At 43.4% G+C, this 22482-nt stretch carries 21 protein-coding genes; 18 read left to right on the forward strand and 3 right to left on the reverse strand.

Annotation, left to right across the window (positions count from 1 at the left end; genetic code table 11):
- The first annotated feature begins 51 nt into the window (after nt 1-51).
- From H7968_RS13120 to H7968_RS13130, 3 genes are all read left to right on the forward strand, one after another.
- Entirely contained in the window at nt 52-855 is an 804-nt protein-coding gene (locus tag H7968_RS13120; protein WP_227396581.1) for a phosphotransferase family protein, read from the forward strand.
- Between the two features lie 101 nt (nt 856-956).
- Nucleotides 957-1598, forward strand: coding sequence for a tRNA (guanosine(46)-N7)-methyltransferase TrmB (gene trmB / locus H7968_RS13125; RefSeq protein WP_227396582.1), 642 nt, complete (start codon nt 957-959; stop codon nt 1596-1598).
- A gap of 308 nt (nt 1599-1906) precedes the next feature.
- Nucleotides 1907-2761, forward strand: coding sequence for a YtnP family quorum-quenching lactonase (locus H7968_RS13130; RefSeq protein ID WP_227396583.1), 855 nt, complete (start codon nt 1907-1909; stop codon nt 2759-2761).
- A 333-nt stretch (nt 2762-3094) separates the two neighbouring features.
- Here the strand turns inward: H7968_RS13130 and H7968_RS13135 are convergent, their stop codons facing one another.
- Nucleotides 3095-3409, reverse strand: coding sequence for a hypothetical protein (locus H7968_RS13135; protein WP_134375009.1), 315 nt, complete (start codon nt 3407-3409; stop codon nt 3095-3097).
- A gap of 173 nt (nt 3410-3582) precedes the next feature.
- Here H7968_RS13135 and H7968_RS13140 point away from each other — a divergent pair, with 173 nt between their 5' ends.
- Both H7968_RS13140 and H7968_RS13145 read left to right on the forward strand, forming a co-directional pair.
- Entirely contained in the window at nt 3583-4656 is a 1074-nt protein-coding gene (locus H7968_RS13140) for a M42 family metallopeptidase (RefSeq protein WP_134375011.1), read from the forward strand.
- Nucleotide 4657: 1 nt separating this feature from the next.
- Nucleotides 4658-5167: a DUF84 family protein gene (locus H7968_RS13145; RefSeq protein WP_227396584.1), complete on the forward strand. Its 510-nt coding sequence runs from the start codon at nt 4658-4660 to the stop codon at nt 5165-5167.
- Nucleotides 5168-5529: 362 nt separating this feature from the next.
- Here H7968_RS13145 and H7968_RS13150 read toward each other — a convergent pair whose 3' ends face one another.
- On the reverse strand, nt 5530-5976 hold the full coding sequence (locus tag H7968_RS13150; protein ID WP_227396585.1) for a YtoQ family protein: 447 nt from the start codon (nt 5974-5976) through the stop codon (nt 5530-5532).
- 151 nt (nt 5977-6127) lie between these two features.
- Here H7968_RS13150 and H7968_RS13155 point away from each other — a divergent pair, with 151 nt between their 5' ends.
- The 11 genes from H7968_RS13155 to ytxJ all read left to right on the forward strand — a co-directional run bounded on the left by H7968_RS13155 (nt 6128) and on the right by ytxJ (nt 17765).
- A complete protein-coding gene (locus tag H7968_RS13155; RefSeq protein WP_227396586.1) occupies nt 6128-6634 on the forward strand; it encodes a hypothetical protein in 507 nt (168 codons plus the stop codon).
- A 374-nt stretch (nt 6635-7008) separates the two neighbouring features.
- Nucleotides 7009-8019 carry a PTS transporter subunit IIC gene (locus H7968_RS13160; protein ID WP_227396587.1) on the forward strand — a complete coding sequence of 337 codons (1011 nt, stop codon included), beginning with the start codon at nt 7009-7011 and terminating at the stop codon, nt 8017-8019.
- 5 nt (nt 8020-8024) lie between these two features.
- Entirely contained in the window at nt 8025-8342 is a 318-nt protein-coding gene (locus H7968_RS13165; RefSeq protein ID WP_134375019.1) for a thioredoxin family protein, read from the forward strand.
- Nucleotides 8343-8459: 117 nt separating this feature from the next.
- Nucleotides 8460-9269, forward strand: a complete 810-nt coding sequence (locus H7968_RS13170) for a DUF1444 domain-containing protein (RefSeq protein WP_227396588.1) — start codon at nt 8460-8462, stop codon at nt 9267-9269.
- Between the two features lie 12 nt (nt 9270-9281).
- On the forward strand, nt 9282-9893 hold the full coding sequence (gene ytpR, locus H7968_RS13175; RefSeq protein ID WP_227396589.1) for a YtpR family tRNA-binding protein: 612 nt from the start codon (nt 9282-9284) through the stop codon (nt 9891-9893).
- A gap of 280 nt (nt 9894-10173) precedes the next feature.
- Complete coding sequence (locus H7968_RS13180) at nt 10174-11289, forward strand: DUF3221 domain-containing protein (RefSeq protein ID WP_227396590.1); 1116 nt, start codon at nt 10174-10176, stop codon at nt 11287-11289.
- A 612-nt stretch (nt 11290-11901) separates the two neighbouring features.
- The gene (locus tag H7968_RS13185) at nt 11902-14499 is read left to right on the forward strand and encodes a DNA translocase FtsK (RefSeq protein WP_227396591.1); all 2598 of its coding nucleotides are present in this window, start codon (nt 11902-11904) and stop codon (nt 14497-14499) included.
- Between the two features lie 116 nt (nt 14500-14615).
- The gene (gene murC / locus H7968_RS13190; protein WP_227396592.1) at nt 14616-15923 is read left to right on the forward strand and encodes a UDP-N-acetylmuramate--L-alanine ligase; all 1308 of its coding nucleotides are present in this window, start codon (nt 14616-14618) and stop codon (nt 15921-15923) included.
- A gap of 568 nt (nt 15924-16491) precedes the next feature.
- Nucleotides 16492-16980 (forward strand): DUF948 domain-containing protein, encoded by a 489-nt coding sequence (locus H7968_RS13195; RefSeq protein ID WP_227396593.1) that lies wholly within the window; start codon nt 16492-16494, stop codon nt 16978-16980.
- A 20-nt stretch (nt 16981-17000) separates the two neighbouring features.
- On the forward strand, nt 17001-17417 hold the full coding sequence (locus H7968_RS13200) for a YtxH domain-containing protein (RefSeq protein ID WP_227396594.1): 417 nt from the start codon (nt 17001-17003) through the stop codon (nt 17415-17417).
- Nucleotides 17418-17444: 27 nt separating this feature from the next.
- On the forward strand, nt 17445-17765 hold the full coding sequence (ytxJ, locus tag H7968_RS13205; RefSeq protein WP_227396595.1) for a bacillithiol system redox-active protein YtxJ: 321 nt from the start codon (nt 17445-17447) through the stop codon (nt 17763-17765).
- 35 nt (nt 17766-17800) lie between these two features.
- Here the strand turns inward: ytxJ and H7968_RS13210 are convergent, their stop codons facing one another.
- A complete protein-coding gene (locus tag H7968_RS13210) occupies nt 17801-19936 on the reverse strand; it encodes a cell division protein FtsA (RefSeq protein ID WP_227396596.1) in 2136 nt (711 codons plus the stop codon).
- Nucleotides 19937-20157: 221 nt separating this feature from the next.
- On the opposite strand from H7968_RS13210, the gene H7968_RS13215 reads away from it, so the two are divergent.
- Nucleotides 20158-21237 (forward strand): bifunctional 3-deoxy-7-phosphoheptulonate synthase/chorismate mutase, encoded by a 1080-nt coding sequence (locus tag H7968_RS13215; RefSeq protein ID WP_134375042.1) that lies wholly within the window; start codon nt 20158-20160, stop codon nt 21235-21237.
- Between the two features lie 208 nt (nt 21238-21445).
- On the forward strand, nt 21446-22444 hold the full coding sequence (gene ccpA / locus H7968_RS13220; RefSeq protein WP_227396597.1) for a catabolite control protein A: 999 nt from the start codon (nt 21446-21448) through the stop codon (nt 22442-22444).
- Nucleotides 22445-22482: the final 38 nt, after the last annotated feature.

Below are 22482 nucleotides of genomic sequence, written 5' to 3' on the forward strand. Positions count from 1 at the left end.
TGTTCTGTAAAACGAGTAAAAGAAATGACTCAACATTAGTAGGTGAGTGAATTGGAACATCTGTTTGATCAGGAATGGGAGATTATGTCCGCTGGTGGAGCGTCGGGTGAAGCTTTTTTCGCACGCTATCACGAGCAGAAGTTATTTCTTAAGCGCAATTCATCCCCTTTTCTTGCCGTGTTATCTGCTGAAGGAATTGTTCCCCGGCTGAAATGGACAAAGAGGCTTGAAAATGGCGATGTCATTACGGCTCAGCATTGGCTAAACGGCCGTGAGTTAAAAGCGCAGGAGATGAATGGTCCCCGTATCGCAAAAATGCTGAAAAAAATTCATAGCTCCAAGCCGTTAACCTCTATGCTGCGTCGTTTAGGAAAAGAACCGTATGCCCCTTCTTTAATGCTTGAAGAGGTGGTATCCACACTGGACACGGAATTAACGTTTTTAAAGCCGGTCAGGGAAGCACTCGACTTTTTAAACCGGCACATAGATGATCTAACAACGGAGAATTTTGCTGTTTGTCACGGAGATGTCAACCACAATAACTGGCTGCTCTCTGAAATTGACGAACTGTTTTTGATTGACTGGGATGGTGCGATGCTTGCAGATCCTGCAGTCGATGTTGGAATGCTGCTATACTGGTATGTGCCCGAAGTTGAATGGGCAGATTGGATGGCTGACTACGGAGAAGAACTGACAGATGAATTCCGTCTTCGTATGAAATGGTATGTCGTATGCCAGGCCCTCATTATGCTCCAGTGGCAAAAAGATAAAGGCCGGCTTCATGACGTCACGAAATGGATGAATTTCCTACAGCGCTGTTTCCAGACAGCCTGGGTTCATGAAAATAAAAAATAGCCTGGTGCCTTTCTGGGAAACTGGAAATCATCAAGGCTATTTTTTATGCACAGCTTTTTATAAAAAAATGCTGAAATCAGCAATTGGATAAGGAGAAAGCAATGAGAACACGTAATAAACCATGGGCAAAAGACCGTTTAGATGAATTTCCTTCTATTGTTCCGGCTATTCCTCAGGAACACAAAGGAAAATGGAATGCCGTTTTTGGTAACGACAATCCGATCCATATCGAGGTTGGTATGGGGAAAGGCCAATTCATTACAGGAATGGCCGTGCAAAATCCGGACGTCAACTATATCGGCATTGAGCTGTCTGAAAGTGTTGCGGTTGTGGCATTGGACAAAATGATTGAAGCTGATGTGCCAAACGTAAAGCTTCTGACGATCAACGCTGAAATCCTGGCTGACGTATTTGAGCCGGGTGAGGTTGACCGAGTGTATCTTAACTTTTCAGATCCATGGCCAAAAACCCGTCATGAGAAACGCCGTCTGACATTTAAGAAGTTTCTTGATTTGTATAAAACGGTGCTTCCTGAAAATGGAGAGATTCATTTTAAGACAGATAATCGCGGACTATTTGAGTATTCGCTTTGGAGTTTTTCGCAGTATGGCATGCTGCTCAAATATGTAAGTCTGGATCTTCATAAGAGTGATTTTGAGGGTAATATTATGACAGAGTATGAAGAGAAGTTTTCGGCTAAAGGTCAGCCGATTTACCGTTGTGAAGTGCAGTATCAAGAATAAAGAACCGGGCCGGACTCATCCTTCGCTTTCCGCGGCCGCGCGGTGAGCCAACTTGCGCTTCGCGCTACGTTGTCTCACCTGTCGCTTTTCTGCCGCAGGAGTCTACGGATGAGTCCGGCCCTTTGGTTTGTATAAAACCTCATTCTTTTTTTATATATAGAGAAAAAATCGGGCTCGACTAATCCCTCGCTTCCATCATAGGAGTGTACGGGTGAGTCGGGTTATTTATATATGAGCAACTGAGCAAGCGCTCATTTTTCATACTGTTTATGTTAAAATGAAAACGTATACATAAGGAGGGGATGGAGTTGGATTCTTTTACTTTTGGTGATTGGACTTTGTATTGGCTTGATGGGGGTATTACAAACATGGACGGAGGTGCGATGTTTGGGGTTGTGCCAAAGCCGCTTTGGTCACGAAAATACCCGGTTAATGAGCTTAATCAGATCGAGCTTGTGACAGAGCCGTTACTGATCCGAACAGGTGAACGGAATCTGCTGATTGATTCAGGCGTCGGATACGGTAAGCTCGATGACAAGAAAAAAAGGAATTACGGGGTTACCAGGGAAGCTGCTTTGGATCAATCATTGAAGGAGCTGGGGCTTACGCTTGAGGATATTGATACGGTTTTAATGACACATATGCATTTTGATCATGCAGGCGGTTTAACCGGCATTACTGATGGTCACCTGAATTCAGTGTTCCCGAATGCGGATATTTACACATCAGAGATAGAATGGAATGAATTGAGAAATCCGAATATTAGATCACGTAATACATATTGGAAAGAAAACTGGGAGCCGGTTCAGGATCAGGTGAAAACTTTTGAAAAAGAGATAGAGATTTTGACCGGCATCAAAATGATCCATACAGGCGGACACAGTGACGGACACTCCATCGTTGTTCTTGAACAGCAGGGAGAAACCATTGTTCATATGGCTGATCTCATGCCAACCCACGCCCACCAGAACCCTTTATGGGTGCTTGCCTATGACGATTACCCAATGACCAGCGTCTTCGCTAAAGAACACTGGGTGAAAAAAGGACTGGCAGAAGGCTGGTGGTTCAGCTTCTACCACGACGCCATCTACCGCATGATCAAATGGGATCCATCAGGCAAAGAAGTAGCAGACTCCCTAAAAAGGACTGCTTTCAAGGATTAATAGATCTTTTTAACAAATAGACTGAACAGCGCGCTTTGTTCTTATTGTTTTTTTTTCTGGAAATAATAATCAGAGGGACGGGTCGCATCCGAAGACTCCTATGGCGGAAAGGGACAGGTGAACCCATTGTGCGCAGCACAAGAGGTTCACCGCCCGGCCATGGAAAGCGAAGGATGCGACCCGTCCCGTTTTTGCTTCATAATGTTTGTTAGCGCTAATCAGGTGCGGGATCGCCTGGCCACGGAAAGCGCAGGATGAGTCTTAGCCCGTTTTTTAAGAATCTTCTCAAACTCAAAAAGAGACTGGAACAAACCGTTCCAGTCTCTTTAGCATTTATGAGATCTTGTAAATATCCATCACTGTACCGGTTTTTGAGTCCGCAATAAACTCAAACTGCTCAAGATCACTTCCCTGATGACGGGAAATGCCCCCACGGTAGACTTTATTTTTTACACCCATCACTTCATGCTCTTCAGGATTCATCTGAATCCAGGAGCCATCGATTGGGCCCTGCTTCTTAAATTGTGTTTTTACATCATTCAACACTTTGTCAGCAGATACTGAAACGGTTTGAGCAGCGCTTTTACTGATAAGAACACCTGCTGCCAGCCCAACTGCTGCACCAATTGATACATCTTTCCAGTTCATGTTCACTTTCACCTCCGGACCGTTCTTTTATCAGTATAGCGGATCGGCTCTTTATCTGCATCTCTCTTTTCCAATTTTGACAAATTAGTTGTTCCATTGTGGCAAGAGGAGTGAAAGTTCTGTAAAATAAACGTTAGTTGTTTCGACACACGACAGAAAGGAAGTTATACATAATGAATCAGGATACATTATCTCTATTTAAAACGTTAACAGAATTACCCGGCGCACCCGGAAATGAGCATGCAATCCGCAAGTTTATGAAACAGGAACTCTCCAAGTATTCAGATGAAATCGTTCAGGACGGTCTTGGCAGTATTTTTGGACTGAAAAAAGGACCTGAAGATGGACCGGTTGTCATGGCGGCAGGCCACATGGATGAAGTTGGGTTCATGGTGACAGGTATTACCGAAAACGGGATGATCCGTTTCCAGACACTCGGCGGCTGGTGGAGTCAGGTTTTACTGGCACAGCGCGTTGAAATTGTGGCAGAAGATAAAAAAATCATTGGTGTGATCGGATCAATTCCACCTCATCTTTTAAGCGAAGAAAAACGGGCAAAGCCGATGGAAATAAAAAATATGCTGATTGATGTTGGGGCAGACGATAAGGCAGATGCTGAATCAATGGGCATCCGTCCAGGTCAGCAGATTGTACCGGTTTGTCCATTCACGCCTATGGAAAACAATAAAAAAATCCTAGCCAAAGCATGGGACAACCGTTATGGCTGTGGAATTTCAGTCGAGCTACTGAAAGAGCTGAAGGATGAAAAACTGCCTAATACGCTGTACAGTGGTGCAACCGTGCAGGAGGAAGTCGGCTTGAGAGGGGCACAAACAGCTGCCAACCTGATTAAACCGGATATTTTCTTTGCCATGGATGCAAGTCCTGCCAATGATATGACAGGCGATAAAAATGAATTCGGTCAGCTCGGAAAAGGAACGCTCCTGCGTATTTTAGACCGCAGTATGGTGACACACCGCGGTATGCGTGAATTCGTTCTGGATACAGCAGAAACGAACAACATTCCGTATCAGTATTTTGTTTCTGCGGGTGGTACCGATGCAGGCCGCGTCCACATTTCGAACGAAGGGGTTCCAAGTGCGGTTGTCGGTATCTGTTCACGCTATATCCACACGGCAGCTTCCATGATCCATATCGATGACTATGCAGCTGCAAAAGAGCTGCTCGTTAAACTCGTAAAGGCAAGTGATCGTTCAACGGTCGAATCGATCCGTCAGGGTTCATAAAATGAAAGCAGCAGTCGGTACACTGAACAAATCGAAATTAAAAGCTGTTGAAACCGCCTGGCAGATTGGTGATGTTCAAGGATTTGATATTCCCTCAGGTGTCAGTGATCAGCCATTTGGACACGAGGAAACAATCGAAGGCGCGGTGAACAGGGCAAAAGGAGCAGCAGAAAAGCTTCCCGGAGCCGTTGGTATTGGTCTTGAAGGTGGTGTAACAGAGACACCGCACGGACTTTTTATTTGTAACTGGGGAGCGCTTGTGACACCTGATGGCAGAGAGCCGTTTATCGCTGCAGGTGCGAGTTTCAGGCTGCCGGACGAACTGGCTGAACCGCTCAGACAGGGGGAAGAACTTGGTCCGCTGATGAGGACATACAGTCATAACAAAAACATCAGTCAGGAAGAAGGGGCGGTTGGTTTTTTTACAAACCACAGGATTACCCGTGATCAGATGTTTGAACATATTTTGGAGCTGCTGATTGGTCAGTGGGAGTTTTCAAAGAGAACATAAAAAAATCCGGCAGAAATGCCGGATTTTTTAAGTAAATGTATTATCAAAACTATGAGAGTTGTTTAATAACGATCTAAAGTTGTCAAATAACCTAGGAAAGTTGTCAAATAAAGCTAAAGAGTAGTCAAATAATTCAACAGACAGCTTTGTTAAATACTCAAAAATAGTTGTCTAATTCGTGTGTTATATAGCCCGTTTCCACTTTTCTGTGGCCGAGCGTTGAGTCAGCTGGCACTTTTTTGCTCCAAAGGAGTCTTCGGATGTCACCGGCACTCAAAAGTATAGTCATTCATGTCCTTCTATTTAGGCGTGAAAACAGACATCTCTTTTTTCATTCGTACAAGAGTATAAAAATAGTCGTTTTATTCCTCTTCAAATATATAAGAAACGGCTTTTAGTGCCTGGTCAGGTGTTTCGACTGTGACGGTTGCTTTTCTTGAGAGTTCCTTTAATGCGTGATGAAGCTTTTCCGGTCGAATCAGTATCAGTGGTTTTCCGGCTGTTAAGGCAGCGGAAGCGTCCATTGCGGTGTTCCACTGTTTATATTGTTCACCGAAAAGCGCGATGACCAGGTCTGCCTTTTGCATAAGTACCTGTGTACGGAGATTATTAAAAGCAGATGCAGCATCATCTTTGAAAACAGGTGAAGGCTGCTCACCGAGTATTTCCTCCCCGATCTGATCCGAGCGCTCGTGATTTTCCATCGGACCTGTGAAATGAAGAGTGTACGGCAGTTCCTTCGCTTTTTCCTTTAACTGTTTCCGCCAGTCACTGTGAATTTCTCCCGCAAGATAAATCGTCAGTTCCATCTACATTCCTCCTCAAAATATGTCGCAATAGTCAAAGTATATCACGATAAAAAATAGGCTGGAAATAAGTTGCTCTTCCCAGGGGTTGTCAAAAGCCTCTATGAACAGTATGATGTTAAACGAATGCTTTAAAATTTCAGGAGGAAATACCATGAAGAAATTCAGTTTATTAATCCTATTACTCGCCCTTTCAGCTGTATTGGCAGCTTGTAATACAACTATAGAGGAACAAAGAGACAAGACACTTGAAGAAGTAGAGGCTGTATTTAATGCAGACCCTGAACGTGCGAACGAAGAAGCACAGGATCTCGAGTTCCACATTCCTTATTTCGCAGAAGTCGCTGAAGAAGCTGATCACAACATCGTCATTGAAAAAAGCAATGAAACCTACGTTCTTTTTCATCACCTGAACGAAGAAGCAGGCCAGGATGCGATCTATACAATGACAGAAGCCTCATCTGAAGAGTGGCTCGTCAACGAAACGTTCGAAGCCAACGACCAATTTGGCTACGTACTGCTCAGACAGATTGACGAAGAAGAATACGAACTTGTGACAGGCGTAAACCACGTAAAAGTCACCACCGTAACAGACCTTCAAAACATCGCTGACAATGCCGAATGGATGATGGAAACAGCCCGTTCTGCCCAGTGGAAATAACCATTCAAAGGAAAATGCCCAAAACCATTGGGCATTTTCTTTTTTTATTGCCCGATAACCAAAATAACCACAATAGAATCATCATGGTTCAGGGATCATAAAAACTTATCAGTCTGACTGCCGCTCGATTCAACCTGAATTTTAAAAAACATATAATAATAAACAAACCCGAGGGCCGACCTCATCCGAAGACTCCTGCGGCAGAGAAGCGACAGGTGAGACAGCGTATTGCGTAGCAATAGCTGGCTCACCGCGCGGCCGCGGAAAGCGAAGGATGAGGACGGCCCGACTGCATATGAAAAATCATAAAGCCACCACTTTACAAAACAAACAACTGTCTTTACACTAGTAAAAGTGTAAAGGAGAGGGCATTCGTGAAATGGCTTAGAAAAAAAGGAGTTTCATTATCCCTTAAAATATACTTAATTGACGGCCTCAGTTACATGGCACTTGGGCTTTTCAGTTCCCTCATCATCGGACTCATAATCCAGACAATAGGAAATCAATTCTCTATTCCCTTTTTAACAGAAATGGGGACGCTTGCGATAACTCTTGCCGGTCCTGCCATTGGCGCAGCTGTTGCATATGGTCTAAAAGCGCCGCCACTAGTGCTGTTTGCCGCAGTTGTTACGGGAGCGGCAGGCTATTCACTTGGTGGTCCTGCCGGATCCTATGTGGCGGCACTTGTATCTGTTGAGATCGGTAAAATGGTCAGTCAGACAACAAAGCTTGATATCGTCGTGACCCCATTCATTACGATTGCAACAGGGTATATCATTTCGGCGTTTGTTGGACCGGAGATTAATGAATTCATGCAGTCGATCGGCAGCTGGATCAGCTGGGCAACGGAACAGCGTCCGATTGTAATGGGCATGCTTGTGGCCGGCATCATGGGACTTGCTCTTACAGCGCCAATTTCAAGTGCTGCGATTGCTCTGATGCTTGGACTCGATGGCCTTGCTGCAGGTGCTGCAACGATTGGATGCAGCGCGCAGATGATCGGTTTTGCAGTGGCGAGTTATAAAGAGAATAAATGGGGTGGCCTGGTTGCACAGGGGCTTGGGACATCTATGCTTCAGGTTCCGAACATTATCCGAAATCCGCTCATCTGGATCCCTCCAACCGTTGCAGGTGTTCTACTCGCACCGATTGGAACCGTTATTTTCCAAATGGAGAATTCACCTGAAGGAGCAGGAATGGGGACGAGTGGGCTCGTTGGGCAGATCATGACTTTTAATACGATGGGTTTTTCATTTCCCGTACTCGGTCAGGTTCTCCTGTTGCATATTATTGGACCTGCCGTTATAACCCTGTTACTATCTCATTACATGAGAAAAGCCCGTCTGATTAAAGAAGGTCAGATGAGGATTCATACAGGAGGATGAAAAGAATGAAAAAGCTTGAATCAATGGAGCAATTTAATGAGTTGAAAAATAATGGTAAGCACATTTTTATGTTCTCAGCTGACTGGTGCCCGGATTGCCGTGTGATTGAACCGATTCTCCCTGAAGTGGAAGAAAAGTTTTCATCATTCACATTTGTTTACGTAGATCGTGATGATTTTATTGATCTATGTGCCGACCTTAGTGTTTTCGGTATTCCAAGCTTTGTAGCCTTTGAAAACGGTGAAGAGACGGGCCGTTTTGTGAGTAAGGACCGCAAGACGCAGGAAGAAATCGAGCATTTTGTAGAGAGTCTTCCTGCATAAACAGATCATCGCCATAAAAAAGTAAAGCCTGACGCAAAATGAATTCCTTTAGCGTCAGGCTTTTTTCATGTACAATAGAATGCGGAGAAAAACCTGTTCAACTATTGGAGGGTTATCATGGCAGAAAAAATGGACTCATTGAAAATGAGAAATAAATTGAAGGAACGACTTGAGCATCCGGTTCGTGTCATCACGTACGACCGTGAAAAGGACCAGCTCAGAGTTGAAGATAAAGAAACGAAAAAAGGAATCGAAATTTCAATTCCGAGTGTCATCGGCAAATGGAATCAGAAAAAGGACCAGGCAGTTGAAGAAACCGCCTATTATGTTGAAGAAGCGCTTGCAGTGATGGGAAGAAAAGCGGCTGTTCAAAACCCTGAAAAGCATGTCCTGCCCGTGATTCGCTCGACTTCTTTCCCGACAGAAGCAAAAGAAGGCGTTTCATTTGTATTTGATGAGCATACTGCAGAAACGAGAATCTTTTATGCGATGGATCTTGGGAAAACATACCGGCTGATTGATGAACCATTCCTGAAAGATCAGGGCTGGACACATGCCCAAATGAAGGAAATGGCACTATTCAATGTCCGTTCCCTTCCAGCAGAGATGAAACGGGATGAAGTGGCAGAGAATGTATTCTATTTCCTGAACTCGAATGACGGATATGATGCCAGCAGAATCTTAAATGACTCGTTTTTAAAAGAGATGGCTGATAAAATAGAAGGCGAAATGACGGTTGCCGTTCCTCATCAGGACGTTCTGATCATTGGTGACATCCGCAATGAAACAGGGTATGATGTACTGGCTCAAATGGCCATGTCCTTCTTTGCAGCAGGGCATGTACCGATCACAGCTTTATCTTTCATGTACGAAGAAGGAGAACTGGAGCCGGTCTTTATCTTAGGAAAAAATAAACGCAGGGAATAAGGAGACAATCTGATGAACGTATTTTATAACAAGCATGGTATTGGTGATGTAGTCCTCATTAAACTGAATGACACGCCACGTCATTCCAAAGCCTTTGAAAGAAAAGGCAATGTTGTTCAAATTAAAAACAATGAAACAAATGAAGTGACAGGCTATAACATTTTTGAAGCATCTTCAACTTTTTCATACGATGCAGAAGGCGTAGTTGACATGGACGCTGAAAAACTTAAGCAAATCAATGAAGTGATCCAGCAGGCCGGATTTGACCATCAGATTGAGGCTGACTTCACACCGAAATTTGTTGTTGGCTACGTTGAAGAGATGGAAAAACACCCGAACGCTGACAAACTCAACGTTTGTCAGGTGAATGTAGGAGAAGAAAAGCTACAGATCGTCTGCGGCGCACCAAACGTTGAAGCAGGTCAAAAAGTGGTTGTAGCCAAGCCGGGCGCTGTAATGCCGAGTGGCATGATCATTAAAGATGCAGAACTGCGCGGCGTTCCATCAAGCGGCATGATCTGTTCAGCCAAAGAACTTGCACTGCCTGACGCACCGGACAAAAAAGGAATCCTCGTACTCGAAGACTCCTACGAACCCGGTCAGGCATTCCCGTTGTCTAACTAAAGTATTGTAAATTTTACTGCTGATAAAGCCGGCTGGTGTAAATCTACACCGGCCGGCTTTTCTAATGACATTATTTTGTGGTCTATCAACATATTGCTTAGTCCCATCAACATTTCAGCCCGGGTTTAATTATGTATCGACAGTATCATGAATATGATCAATACATTCTATAAAACAATATTAATCGGGAAAATCCCCTATTCATCTTCAGTATTCTGTAACTTTTTCCACCTATTTCCGTCCAATGCATATAAAATAAGGAATGAGGGAGGTTAGTTAAATGAAAAAGCGTTTATTTTGTATAGGCCTAATTTTAATGCTGGCAGGATGTGGTCAATCTGTTCAAAACAACACTAATGGCAGTAATGAGGCTGTCGATGAGAAAGTGAATATAAATCCTACTGAGTTCGAGACAATTGAAGTGATTGATGGCAAAGCAGTCATTGGAGAACTTGAGGATACGGGTAAAGTACCGGAGCAACCGGTCGAAATGATAGATGTCAGTGTTCTTTTAGGTGAATACTTTGAGGGTGAAACAGAGCGTAATCGTGCAGGGATCATTTATAACAAAAATGATGGGCCCAGACAAGGTATTTGGGTAGGTTTAAAAGAACCGGAAAAGTACTTAGAGCCACTAACAACTTATATGCAGAACTACGTTGATCAGGGGAAAGTGCCATATGATGCAATACATTTTTATTATACCCCTTTTACACAGGAAGAATTAATTGAGCAAACAAATAGGGTAGCAGATGAACTTGATAAAATAATCACTCAATATGAGAGTGCTAGTTATTCTATTAGTTCAGACATTGACACAGCAGAAACAATCATATGGCATAATTTTATCAGTGAAGAGGATCAGAAAAAATTACAGTCACTTTTCCCTGATATTGAGATTGTGTTTGAAATTGAAGGAGAACCTGTCCCAGAAAATCCAGAAGACGCAGTCGTATGGCCTGAATCATTAGTTACTGAAGATCCTTCGTTAAAAGGGGAATATATATTCGAAGTAAATGAGGGATCGTTTTATGCAGTGGAGGTTGGCACTGTTGCTGGTGAATTTTTCGGTGCAGTGGATTGGGTTTTCCCGAGAGCTGCTGAACAGCTTGAAGTCGGTCAGCGTGTTGAAGTGGCTAGTACAGGAATGATTCAAGAATCTTATCCTGGGAGCGGATCAGCAGTGGTCGTGACTGTTCTGCCTACCTATCACCCAAAAAATGCCGATAAAGCTGAAGCACAAGTCGTAAAAGAACTCGTTGATGAAGCGTTACTGACAGAATTCCCGGTCAAAACAATCTCAGAGGTTAAATATGATGAAACAACTGATGAATGGACTGTGACAGTATTAAATAGCGATAACGAAGAAGAATCTGTATTCATTATAAAGGATTGATATCGAAGTTGAGAATTTTCTGCGTATATTCAAATCGCAGAGTCAGGTAAAGAGTAATTTCATTTATTTAAGAACAAAACTCCTTGTCTTCTCAAGTTAGGGTCCAGTTTCATTCATATACACATGCAATCTTCTACAAAAAGAAACACTAAAATTATCGGCAGTAATTTTTATCTTAATTACAGATTAATTGTAGCTTTTCAAATCAAGCTTCCAATTTTAGTATTTAATAATGATTGATACTATTGACCAAAGGGCTGGGACGCATCCGCAGACTCCTGTGGAGGTGAAACCGACTGTGCGAAGCGCAGACGGGTTCACCGCCCGGCCACGGAAAGCGGAGGATGCGTCCCAGCCCGTTTTTTAAAAAGCATATCATCATCCCACCGCTCAGCCCAAAACCAGAGCGGTTTTTTATTTTTCCAGATGACAATAGACACCCGAATACGAAACAAGTCACGCTCACCCGTCATCCGATTTAACTAAATCATCAATTTCGACACGATTGTAGAGTAAAACCTGCTAAAATAGGGGAAGTGAGTGGATAGAACATCACATTTATACAATAAAAAATCCTACTAAAAAGTAAGTAAGAAAAGAGTGGTTGTAAAGATGAATTGGATTAAAAAAATATTATCAATCATTCAAAGCGATGAGGATGAATCTGTACAGGAACATAAGCCTGTTCACCCGCAACAGCGTATACAGCAAAAGGAATTAACGACAAGAATGACCTATCAGTATCCAAAAGGGGAGTTCCGTTTCCCGCTAATACCTGACGAGTCTTCTGTTAAAAGAACGCAGCCTGAGCGTAAATCTCAGCAGCAAAAGCAGGAGGCGGTCAAACCGGAACAGGAGCGGCCAAGAAAAGTTGAAAAAAGCCCAAATGCAGGACCTTTTCAGCCGACAGACGTACCTTCTCCTATTTATGGATTCAGGGAGCGTCCGAAGAAAAAGCCGGTGACTATACATAGCGAGGAAATTGAATATGAGATTTCTTCTTTCAGCAAACATAAGGATCGCCCGGTTTCAGAGGACAAGCAGAATAAGGTGATTCACCTGAATGAGCAGAAAAAGGAACGGTCTTTGCATACACTGGTGAAACAGGAGTCTGATGTTAAAGACAATGCTGGAAATCAAGCCGAATCCTCAATGGAAGCGGAAGAGCCAGCTTCAGCACAAGAAACCGATGTTGAAACAAACCGTCCGGATATCGTGCTGCAGCACACTCAGACAGGAGCCGTGATGGTTGAGCGCAAAACTGAAGAAGCAGATTCAACGGATATAACAGAAGCAATTGAAATAGCAGATACGGTAGATAAGGCAGAAACAAACGAAATTGCAGATATAACAGAAAAAGCTGAAACAACCGAAACAACCGAAACTGGTGAGGTTACTGACATTTCAGCGGAAACAACCGAAAACAATCCAGTTGCCGTACAAGAAACGGAATCAGAGAATAAGCTGGAAATCGTTTATGATGAGACGCAACATGACCTGAGTCATTCAGCTCAAGAAGCGAAAGAAGAACCAGAACCGGTTGCAAACACTGAATCAGCAACTGAAAAAACGGATACCAAAGATGAAAGGCCAAGAAGAAGGTCGGTGCCGTTTAATGTCATGATGCTGAATCAGGATCGCAGAAAGCAGACTCAAAAGCCGGCAGAGCCTGTCAGTCAGCCAGTGGCTGAGGAAAAGACGCCTGAAGCTCAGGAAGAAGCGCAACCTGTTTCAGAATCAGTGATTCAGCAGAGTGAAGAACAGGATCAGGATCTTCCGTATTACGCTTTCCCATCGCAGGATCTTTTGCTTCCGCCCGTATTTAAAGAACGTGATGAAGAATGGCTGAATGCTCAGGCAGAGCTTTTAGATGAGACTTTGTTCCATTTCAATGTGAATGCCAAAGTGAAACATGTGACACAGGGACCATCCGTTACGAGGTTTGAATTGTTTCCTGAAAAAGGAGTTAAAGTCAGTAAAATTACGAGCTTAACCGATGATATTAAGCTCGGACTCGCAGCCAGAGATATCCGGATGGAAGCACCGATACCGGGGAAAATGGCTGTTGGCATTGAAATACCGAATCCGACGAGCCGTCCGGTTGCCTTAAGGGAGATTTTAGCCGATCCAGCTTTTACGCAATCGGACGCGACCCTGCCGGTAGCACTTGGCCTTGATATTGAGGGTCAGCCGGTCGTAACGGATATCGGGAAAATGCCGCATGGTCTGATAGCCGGAGCTACCGGTTCAGGTAAAAGTGTATGTATTAATTCCATTCTGGTAAGTCTTCTGTATCATTCTTCACCAGATGATTTGAAAATGTTATTAATTGACCCTAAAATGGTAGAGTTGGCACCATATAATCATATTCCGCATCTGGTCAGCCCGGTTATTACAGATGTAAAAGCAGCAACGGCTGCACTAAAATGGGCTGTTGAAGAAATGGAAAGACGTTATCAGCTGTTTGCCCATTCAGGTGTCCGTGATATTAAGCGATATAATCAAAAAGTCAAAGAAGCCGGACATTATTCGCAAAAGCTGCCTTATCTCGTCATCGTCATTGATGAGCTGGCTGATTTGATGATGATGTCACCGGCAGACGTTGAAGAAGCCATTTGCCGAATTGCCCAAAAAGCGAGAGCGTGCGGTATTCATTTGCTGATCGCAACGCAAAGACCTTCTGTGGATGTCATCACCGGACTGATCAAGGCAAACGTACCAACCCGGATTGCGTTTTCTGTGAGCTCTCAGGTTGATTCACGTACAATTATTGATTCATCCGGAGCGGAGCGTCTGCTCGGAAGGGGAGATATGCTGTTTCTTGAAAATGGTGCGTCAAAACCTGTCCGGCTTCAGGGCACCTTCGTTTCAGACGATGAAATTGATCAGGTAGTGGCACACGTACGTAATGAGAGAAAGGTATCGTACTTATTTGAGCAGGAAGAGCTTCTGGCGAAAGTTGATATTCAGGACGAAGAAGATGAATTATTGCTTGAAGCCTGTGAATTTGTGATGAGTCATGGGGGAGCTTCCACATCGCTTTTACAGCGCCATTTTAGAATCGGCTATAACCGTGCTGCCAGATTGATTGATCAGATGGAAAAGCACGGCTGGATCTCTGAAGCAAAAGGAAGCCGTCCACGTGATGTCATGATGACAGGTGAAGATCTGGAGCAGCTTCAGGAAACGGGTACAGGAAAGCAGCTATAAACGCTTTATTTGTTGAAATGATGAAACATGCTATAATAAGAAAATATGTGCGATTTTGAATGATAATTTAACACTGTCATCTGCGTATAAATCAGATGACTGCTGGAGGTTCAATAATGACAAGTTTTCACTTTGTAGGAATCAAGGGTTCAGGTATGAGTCCCCTTGCACAGATCCTTCACGATATGGGACACGATGTACAGGGCTCAGATATAGAGAAGCGTTTTTTCACTCAGGTTCCGCTTGAAGAGCGTGGCATTACAATCCTGCCTTTTGACCGAAATAATATTAAACCTGGAATGACAGTTATTGCTGGAAATGCATTCCCGGATGAACATGAGGAAATTGATGAAGCACTGAAACAGGGCGTTGAAACAATCCGTTATCATAAGTTCCTTGGCGACTTTATGCATAACTATATCTCTGTTGGCGTTTCGGGTGCGCATGGTAAAACATCTACAACCGGCCTTCTTGCTCATGTGATGCAGGGAGGGGCAGATACCTCTTACCTGATCGGTGATGGTACCGGTAAAGGATATGAAGACAGTAAATATTTTGTATTTGAAGCGTGTGAGTACAGAAGACATTTTCTGTCCTATTCACCTGATTATATGATCATGACTAACATTGATTTTGACCATCCGGATTATTTTGCTGATATTGACGATGTTTTCTCTGCTTTTCAGGATATGGCGAAGCAGGTTAACAAAGGCATTATCGCCTGTGGTGATGATGAGTATCTTCAGAAGATGGTTGCCAATGTGCCGGTTCTTTTCTACGGTTTTAATGAAGAGAACGATTTCCAGGCCCGAAATGTAACGACTTCAACAGAAGGAACGTCATTTGATGTGTTTGTCAGAAATGAATACTTTGCTTCATTCCAGATCCCGACATACGGTGATCATACGATCTTAAATGCACTTTCTGTCATTGCGCTGTGCCATTATGAAGGCATCCCGACAGAATCTGTGCAGGAGCAGCTCAAGACATTTAAGGGAGTAAAGCGCCGTTTTACTGAAAAGAAAATCGGTAGCAGAATCCTGATTGATGACTATGCGCATCACCCGACTGAAATCAAAGCGACACTTGATTCAGCTTCGAAAAAATACCCGGACCGTGAAGTGGTGGCGATTTTTCAGCCTCATACATTTACGCGGACACAGACGTTCCTTGAGGACTTTGCTTCATGTCTTAAAGGGGCAGATCATGTGTATTTATGTGAGATTTTCGGCTCAGCGCGTGAGAACCATGGGAAGCTGTCAATTAATGACCTGAAGGAAAGGGTTGACGGAGCTGAGATTCTGACAGCGGAGGACCCTTCTCCACTTGCCAAGCATGAAGATGCTGTACTGATCTTTATGGGAGCCGGGGACGTCCAGAAGTTCCAGGAATCATTTGAAGCCTACCTGAACGAAAATAACTGATTTATTTAAAAGACAGCTCTGCTTTTGAGAGCTGTCTTTTTTATGAAGCTTGGTCTGTCTGGAAGCGAGCTTGAGAAATGATGATTTTTGAGTAGTCTTATCGTTGATGAGAAGGAATGACCGGCAACTGGAGACTTACGTTTTGAATCTGAAAGTAAAAATCTCCTTACAACAAAAATAGGGAGGTTATCAACAGAAAAAGGTCTGCTATAAACGTTTTGGAGCTACTTAGCCACAAAATTCATCTTTCTATCGACATTTTAAGAAAAGCTGATACGGCTTATAACATAAATATCCATACTATCGACAGAAAGTAGGCGGCTTACGACATGACCAAATAACATGTACCATCTTGATAATACATCGATGTTCCATCACTGCTAATACGATGGAGTCTGAGAAATGCCAGTGGTGAGAATGACAGATCATCATGCTTGATTAATTTTTCACAAATACGATAAGATGCTTGAAGGAATTTGTAGAGGCTTTAGAGAATAGAAAGAAAGAGCGTTTACCAAATTCCCGGCAAGGGTAAAACAATCATTATAAATAGAAGGGAGCTGAATTCATGGAAATCTTACTTTATATTAGTGCGCTGCTTGCAGCAGGGGGATTTTTAATTTTGTGCATCAGTCTGGCGGTAACGCTGACTGCGGTCAAAAAAACGCTGAACAGTCTGGCAGATACCGTTGCAGCACTTCAGAAACAACTGGATGGTATTACCCGTGAAACAACCGATTTATTACATAAGACGAACGGGCTTGCAGAAGATGTTCAAAATAAATCTGCCAAGCTGAACTCTGTTGTAGATGCAGTAAAAGGAATTGGAACGAATGTTCAACAGCTGAACAATTCAATCGGAAAGATTACAAGCACAATTTCACGCTCTGCGGAAAACAATGAAGAAAAAATTGCACAGGTCGTTCAGTGGAGCAATGTTGCTATGGAGCTTCGCAATAAGTGGAAAAAGGATCGCACTGCTGACGGATCACAAAAAGCAGAAAAGTATCCGGAACCACAACGTGCGCTTCCACCTGTTGACCGGACTGAAAAATAAACATTCCAGGAGGGACTATCATGGGGAAACATGAATCTAATTCTAAGGACTTTATTATTGGCGCACTTATCGGAAGTATCGCAGGAGCGGTTACGGCATTATTCCTTGCACCAAAATCAGGCGGAGAATTCAGGCAGGATCTCAATTATCAGGCTGGAAAGATTAAAGAGCGTTCATACGAGTTGAAGGACCAGGCAGTAGCTAAGAGTTCTGAGCTTGCAACAGCAGCGAAAGAAAAATCATCTGAGTTGTCTAAGACGGTTCAATCACGTTCAAATTCAGTGATTGAGAAAGTAAAGTCTTCCCGTTCGGGTGACAGCCAGGTTGAAGAAACTGCAGGACCAGCACTGGCCAAAGATCCTTCGCTGCCAACGGTTCATCCGGTGGATCCACTAACTCCTCCAACAGAGGAAGATACGCCTGACAGCAGAATATAATTTTTCAGTAAGACGGAGGAGTTTTGTATGAAGAAAATTGATACGGTCGACCAGTTTGAGCAGCTGCTGGAGTCCCGAGAAGATTTTTACTTTCTTAAGCACAGCTTAACGTGTCCGGTATCTGCTTCGGCTTTTAATGCCTACCAGGTTTTTACGGAGAAACATAAGACAGATTCCTATTACCTTGCTGTACAGGAATCCCGTCCTCTTTCCAATCATATTGCAGAGGCATTCCATACAAAACATGAATCTCCACAGGTATTTCATGTGAAAAATGGGCAACCGGTATGGAATACTTCTCATTTTAAAATTAATGAGAAAAGTCTTGAAGAAGAACATAACAAATAAAAAAGTGGACTGCTCTAATGAGCGGTCCACTTTTTTCAGTCAAAGATGATCTCCAGTACATCTCCTGAAGATATTGGAGCAGTCAGCTCACTTTTTTCTCCGTTACGCCGGATATCAATTTTCCCGGATTTAACCGGGGGCGTCCAATCTATATGAGAAAAAATATCCTGGAAAAATACGTGACCAGCTGTTCGTTTCATTTTAAGTTCATCACCGGTCTCGAGAGGTTCATCGGGTGAAAGCAAAAGGTCATTTCTATAAAATTCCGTACCGGATGACTGAAATTCAACCTTTTCTCCATTAAACGTCACAAAGAAAGGAACGTCTACCACTTCCATTGCTTTTTTCAGCATTGAAACAGTTGGCTGAACAGGCTTTTTAAGATCAATCTGATCATGAGGATTGAGTTCTTTTAAGTAAGCGTTCCGGTTAACCTGCTGTTTGTTAACGAGAAGTTCACCGTCCCATTGCGGAAAATACATCGTTTTTGAATCAATGACCAGAGAGAATGGCGTTTTATTCTGTTGAAGAGAAAACCCGGCCTTTTGACAGGCATCAGCAATCGTCAGCTTCTTTTGAACCGTTATATCATCCCTATCCATTAACACATAATCAGCGGATTCTTCCTTACCGTTCACGAACACTTTTCTTATAAAGTGCACCGTTTCACCATTTACATAAACATTAAAGGTCAATGATTCTTCAAGCATCGCTTTCAGGCTCACTTCAGATGCCTGACCATCCTTACCCTTTTGAATCGTCAAATCATCGCCTGCTTTGATAGCTGTATCTAAATCAGCCATTGCTCCGTTAAGTATAATGGACGGGGCTTCACCGTGAGTGCCGGGAAGTGTGATAGTATGCCCGTTAAGTGTAATCATTTTCGCAAGACCCGGTTTTCCGTAAAGTTTTGGAATACTGAGTCCCGCCGATAGAATCGCATCCCCAACGGTCAATTCTTTCACTTCGAACATACGGATTTCATGACCATTGACCGTGACCGGAATATAATTAATCGGTGTCTGGTTGGCAGAGATGGCGATACCTGCCGGTGTAACAAGCTCAGGCCCTCTTTTAATGCTGTCGTGCAGCGTCAGGTTCTGTATCGCCTCAATGCCTCTTACTGCTACTCTGTTTTCCGGCAGATCCAGTTTTTCTGCCAGCAGCTGAGTAAGTCCTGGTGTCTGGCTGCCTCCGCCTACGAGCATGACAGCTTTTGGTGCCTGCTCATTATTTAATCTTCTTATTTCCCCGGAAATAGCATGTGCCAGTTTGTCTACAGCTGGTAAAAGGTCGGTAATGACGTCATGTTTTGAAAGTTCCTGAGAAAAACCGAGAATATCTGTGATTTCAATCGATTCCTGTTCATCTGATAAAGCGCGTTTCAAACCTTCTGCATTTGGAAAATCCAGCAGATACGTATCACTTAATTTTTCGGTCATTTCATCTCCGGCAACCGGTACCATGCCGTAAGCCGTTACTGTTCCGTGATTCGTAATGGCGATGTCCGATGTACCTGCTCCGATGTCTACAAGCGCAACATTGAGTCGTCTCATGGAAGGAGGAATCAGCACATTGATCGCTGCGATCGGTTCAAGCGTGAGTGCACTCATGATGAGACCGGCTCTTTTAAGTGAGGCAAGCAAGGATTCCACGACAACCCTTGGTAAAAAGGTGGCGATAATTTCAACAGAAGCCTCGTCCCCCTGCTGATCCTCAAGGCTTCCAATTTCCTGCTGATCAAGAAAATAATGAAGCACTGAGTACCCGACACAGTGGTAATGATGGCTGTTCTCCTGACTTTCAGCGGCAGCTTCCTGGGCAGCTTGAACAGCACTCAATTCCATATGTAAAATGTCTTCTTTTGTTAATGCAGGCCTTCCCGAGAGAGGAACAGCATAGGTGGAGCGCTGGGTGTTCAGTGCACGGCCTGCTGCAGCAACTGACACATGGGTCAGCGCTCCGTGCCTTTTTTCTAATTCTGATTTAATGTCCAGTATAAGAGCAGCAACGGCAGGCACATGGTGAATCTGCCCATCAAGCATGGCTCTTTCCTTATGTTCTTTTTGTACCATATCAGTGATGTAGTATCCGGAATCAGTTTGTTCCATTATGAGTCCGACAATTGAGCGTGTACCAATATCTAGCGCAAAGTATTTCGACCTGGGCAATGGTAAAATATCCTCCTTTAACGCTTTACCGCTTAAAAGCGTTTAATTAATAAAATATTTTTCGTGACATTTTAAAAATGTTGTTTTATAATAGGGAACAATTGATAAGCCCCTATTGAGTACATCGGTTTACTGTTATACAAAATGTAGCACAATTAAACACGTTGGAAAAGATACGGGGAAGAGTATCAATGGTATTTTCTAAGGAAAGGGATGTTATGATGAGTAACGTAGAATTAGATCAGTTAAGACAGAAAGTAGACGAGATGAATCTGCAGCTGCTGGATATTATTAACCAGCGCGCGGAACTGGTCCAGGAAATTGGACGTGTAAAAGAAAAGCAGGGAGTAAATCGTTTTGAGCCTGTCCGTGAGAGAGCGATGCTCGATTTACTGACTGAAAATAATAAAGGCCCATTTCTTAATTCTACCATTGAGCATATTTTTAAAGAGATTTTTAAAGCGGGACTTGAGCTTCAAAAAGACGACCATCGCAAGGCATTGCTTGTTTCCCGTAAAAAGAAAGCAGAAGATACGATTGTTGAACTGAAGGGTGAAAAGATCGGTAATGGCAGCCCGCAATTTATCTTCGGTCCTTGTGCTGTTGAATCCTACGAGCAGGTGGAGGCAGTAGCAAAGGAAGTAAAAGCAAAAGGACTAAAACTGCTGCGTGGGGGAGCATATAAACCACGTACATCACCATATGATTTCCAGGGCCTTGGTCTTGAAGGGTTACAGATTCTGAAGCAGGTGGCAGATAAGCATGATCTTGCTGTTATCAGTGAAATTGTGAACCCGGCACATATTGAAGAGGCAGTTGATTATATCGACGTTATTCAAATCGGTGCCCGCAACATGCAGAACTTTGAGCTGTTAAAGGCTGCCGGACAGGCGAAAAAGCCTGTTCTTCTGAAGCGCGGACTTGCTGCGACGATTGATGAGTTCATCAATGCAGCGGAATATATTATGGCACAGGGGAATGATCAGATTATCCTTTGTGAGCGCGGAATCCGTACGTACGAGAAAGCGACGAGAAACACACTCGATATTTCAGCTGTTCCGATTCTTAAGCAGGAAACTCACTTACCGGTATTCGTTGATGTTACGCATTCAACGGGCCGCCGTGATCTTCTTCTTCCGACGGCAAAAGCAGCACTTGCTATTGGCGCAGATGGAGTAATGGCTGAGGTCCATCCTGACCCTGCAGTTGCCCTTTCTGATTCTGCCCAGCAGATGAACTTTGATCAGTTCAACGATTTCTGGGATGCTGTCCAGCAATACCTGGGCGTACATGCAAAATAACCGCTTAATTCTGAAGCTTTCCTGACAATTGTGCAGGAAAGCTTCAGTTTTTTTATGATATTAATTGAAAGCGCAACCGTCCTCGTATATGATTATGTACATAATTGAGCAAACTTCATTTAAAATGCATTAAATCCTTCGTAACACTGAGGTTTATCATGTAAAATGAAAATAAATGAAAATGAGAATAGACAAAGGAGAGCTGACGATGAATATTACGATTTATGATGTGGCGCGCGAAGCGAACGTATCCATGGCGACCGTGTCACGTGTCGTGAACGGAAATCCAAATGTAAAGCCTGCGACAAGGAAAAAAGTGCTGGAGGTCATTGACCGTCTCGGTTACCGCCCGAATGCGGTTGCAAGAGGACTTGCCAGCAAAAAAACGACAACGGTTGGCGTCATCATTCCTGATATTTCAAACATCTTTTTCGCTGAACTTGCCCGCGGAATTGAAGATATCGCAACGATGTATAAATACAACATTATTTTAAGTAACTCTGATCAGAATGAAGAAAAAGAGCTTCATCTGTTAAATACGATGCTTGGTAAGCAGGTAGATGGCATTGTCTTTATGGGAGGAAATATTACCGAGGAGCATGTATCCGAGTTCCAGCGCTCTCCTGTACCGATTGTAATAGCGGGTTCTGTGGAGTCAACCGAGCAGACACCATCTGTCAACATTGATTATTATCAGGCTTCGGTGGATGCTGTTACTTCACTGATCGAAAAAGGTCACAAAACAGTGGCATTTGTGAGTGGACCTTTTCATGACACGATCAATCGTGCCATGAAGCTTGAAGGCTACAAGGAAGCACTGGAAAAAGCGGGACTCACTTATAATGAAGAGCTCGTATTTGAAGGGGATTACACGTATGACAGCGGACTTGAAGCATGGTCACGTCTACAGCAGCTTGATGAAAAGCCGACTGCTATTTTTGTTGGAAATGATGAAATGGCGCTTGGAATCGTTCATGGTGCCCAGGATCAGGGAGCATCTATTCCAAATGATGTGGAAGTGATCAGCTTTGATAATACAAAGCTTGCACTGATGGTCCGTCCTCAGCTTACATCCGTAGTGCAGCCACTATATGACATTGGTGCCGTTGCGATGCGTCTGTTGACAAAACTGATGAATAAAGAAGTGATCGAGGATCAGACGGTTATTCTTCCTCACCGAATTGAAGAAAGACAATCTACTAAATAAATAAACAAGAGATCACTTTATCCGATATAATATATAAG

The organism is Jeotgalibacillus aurantiacus (genome assembly GCF_020595125.1).
Lineage (GTDB): Bacteria > Bacillota > Bacilli > Bacillales > Jeotgalibacillaceae > Jeotgalibacillus > Jeotgalibacillus aurantiacus.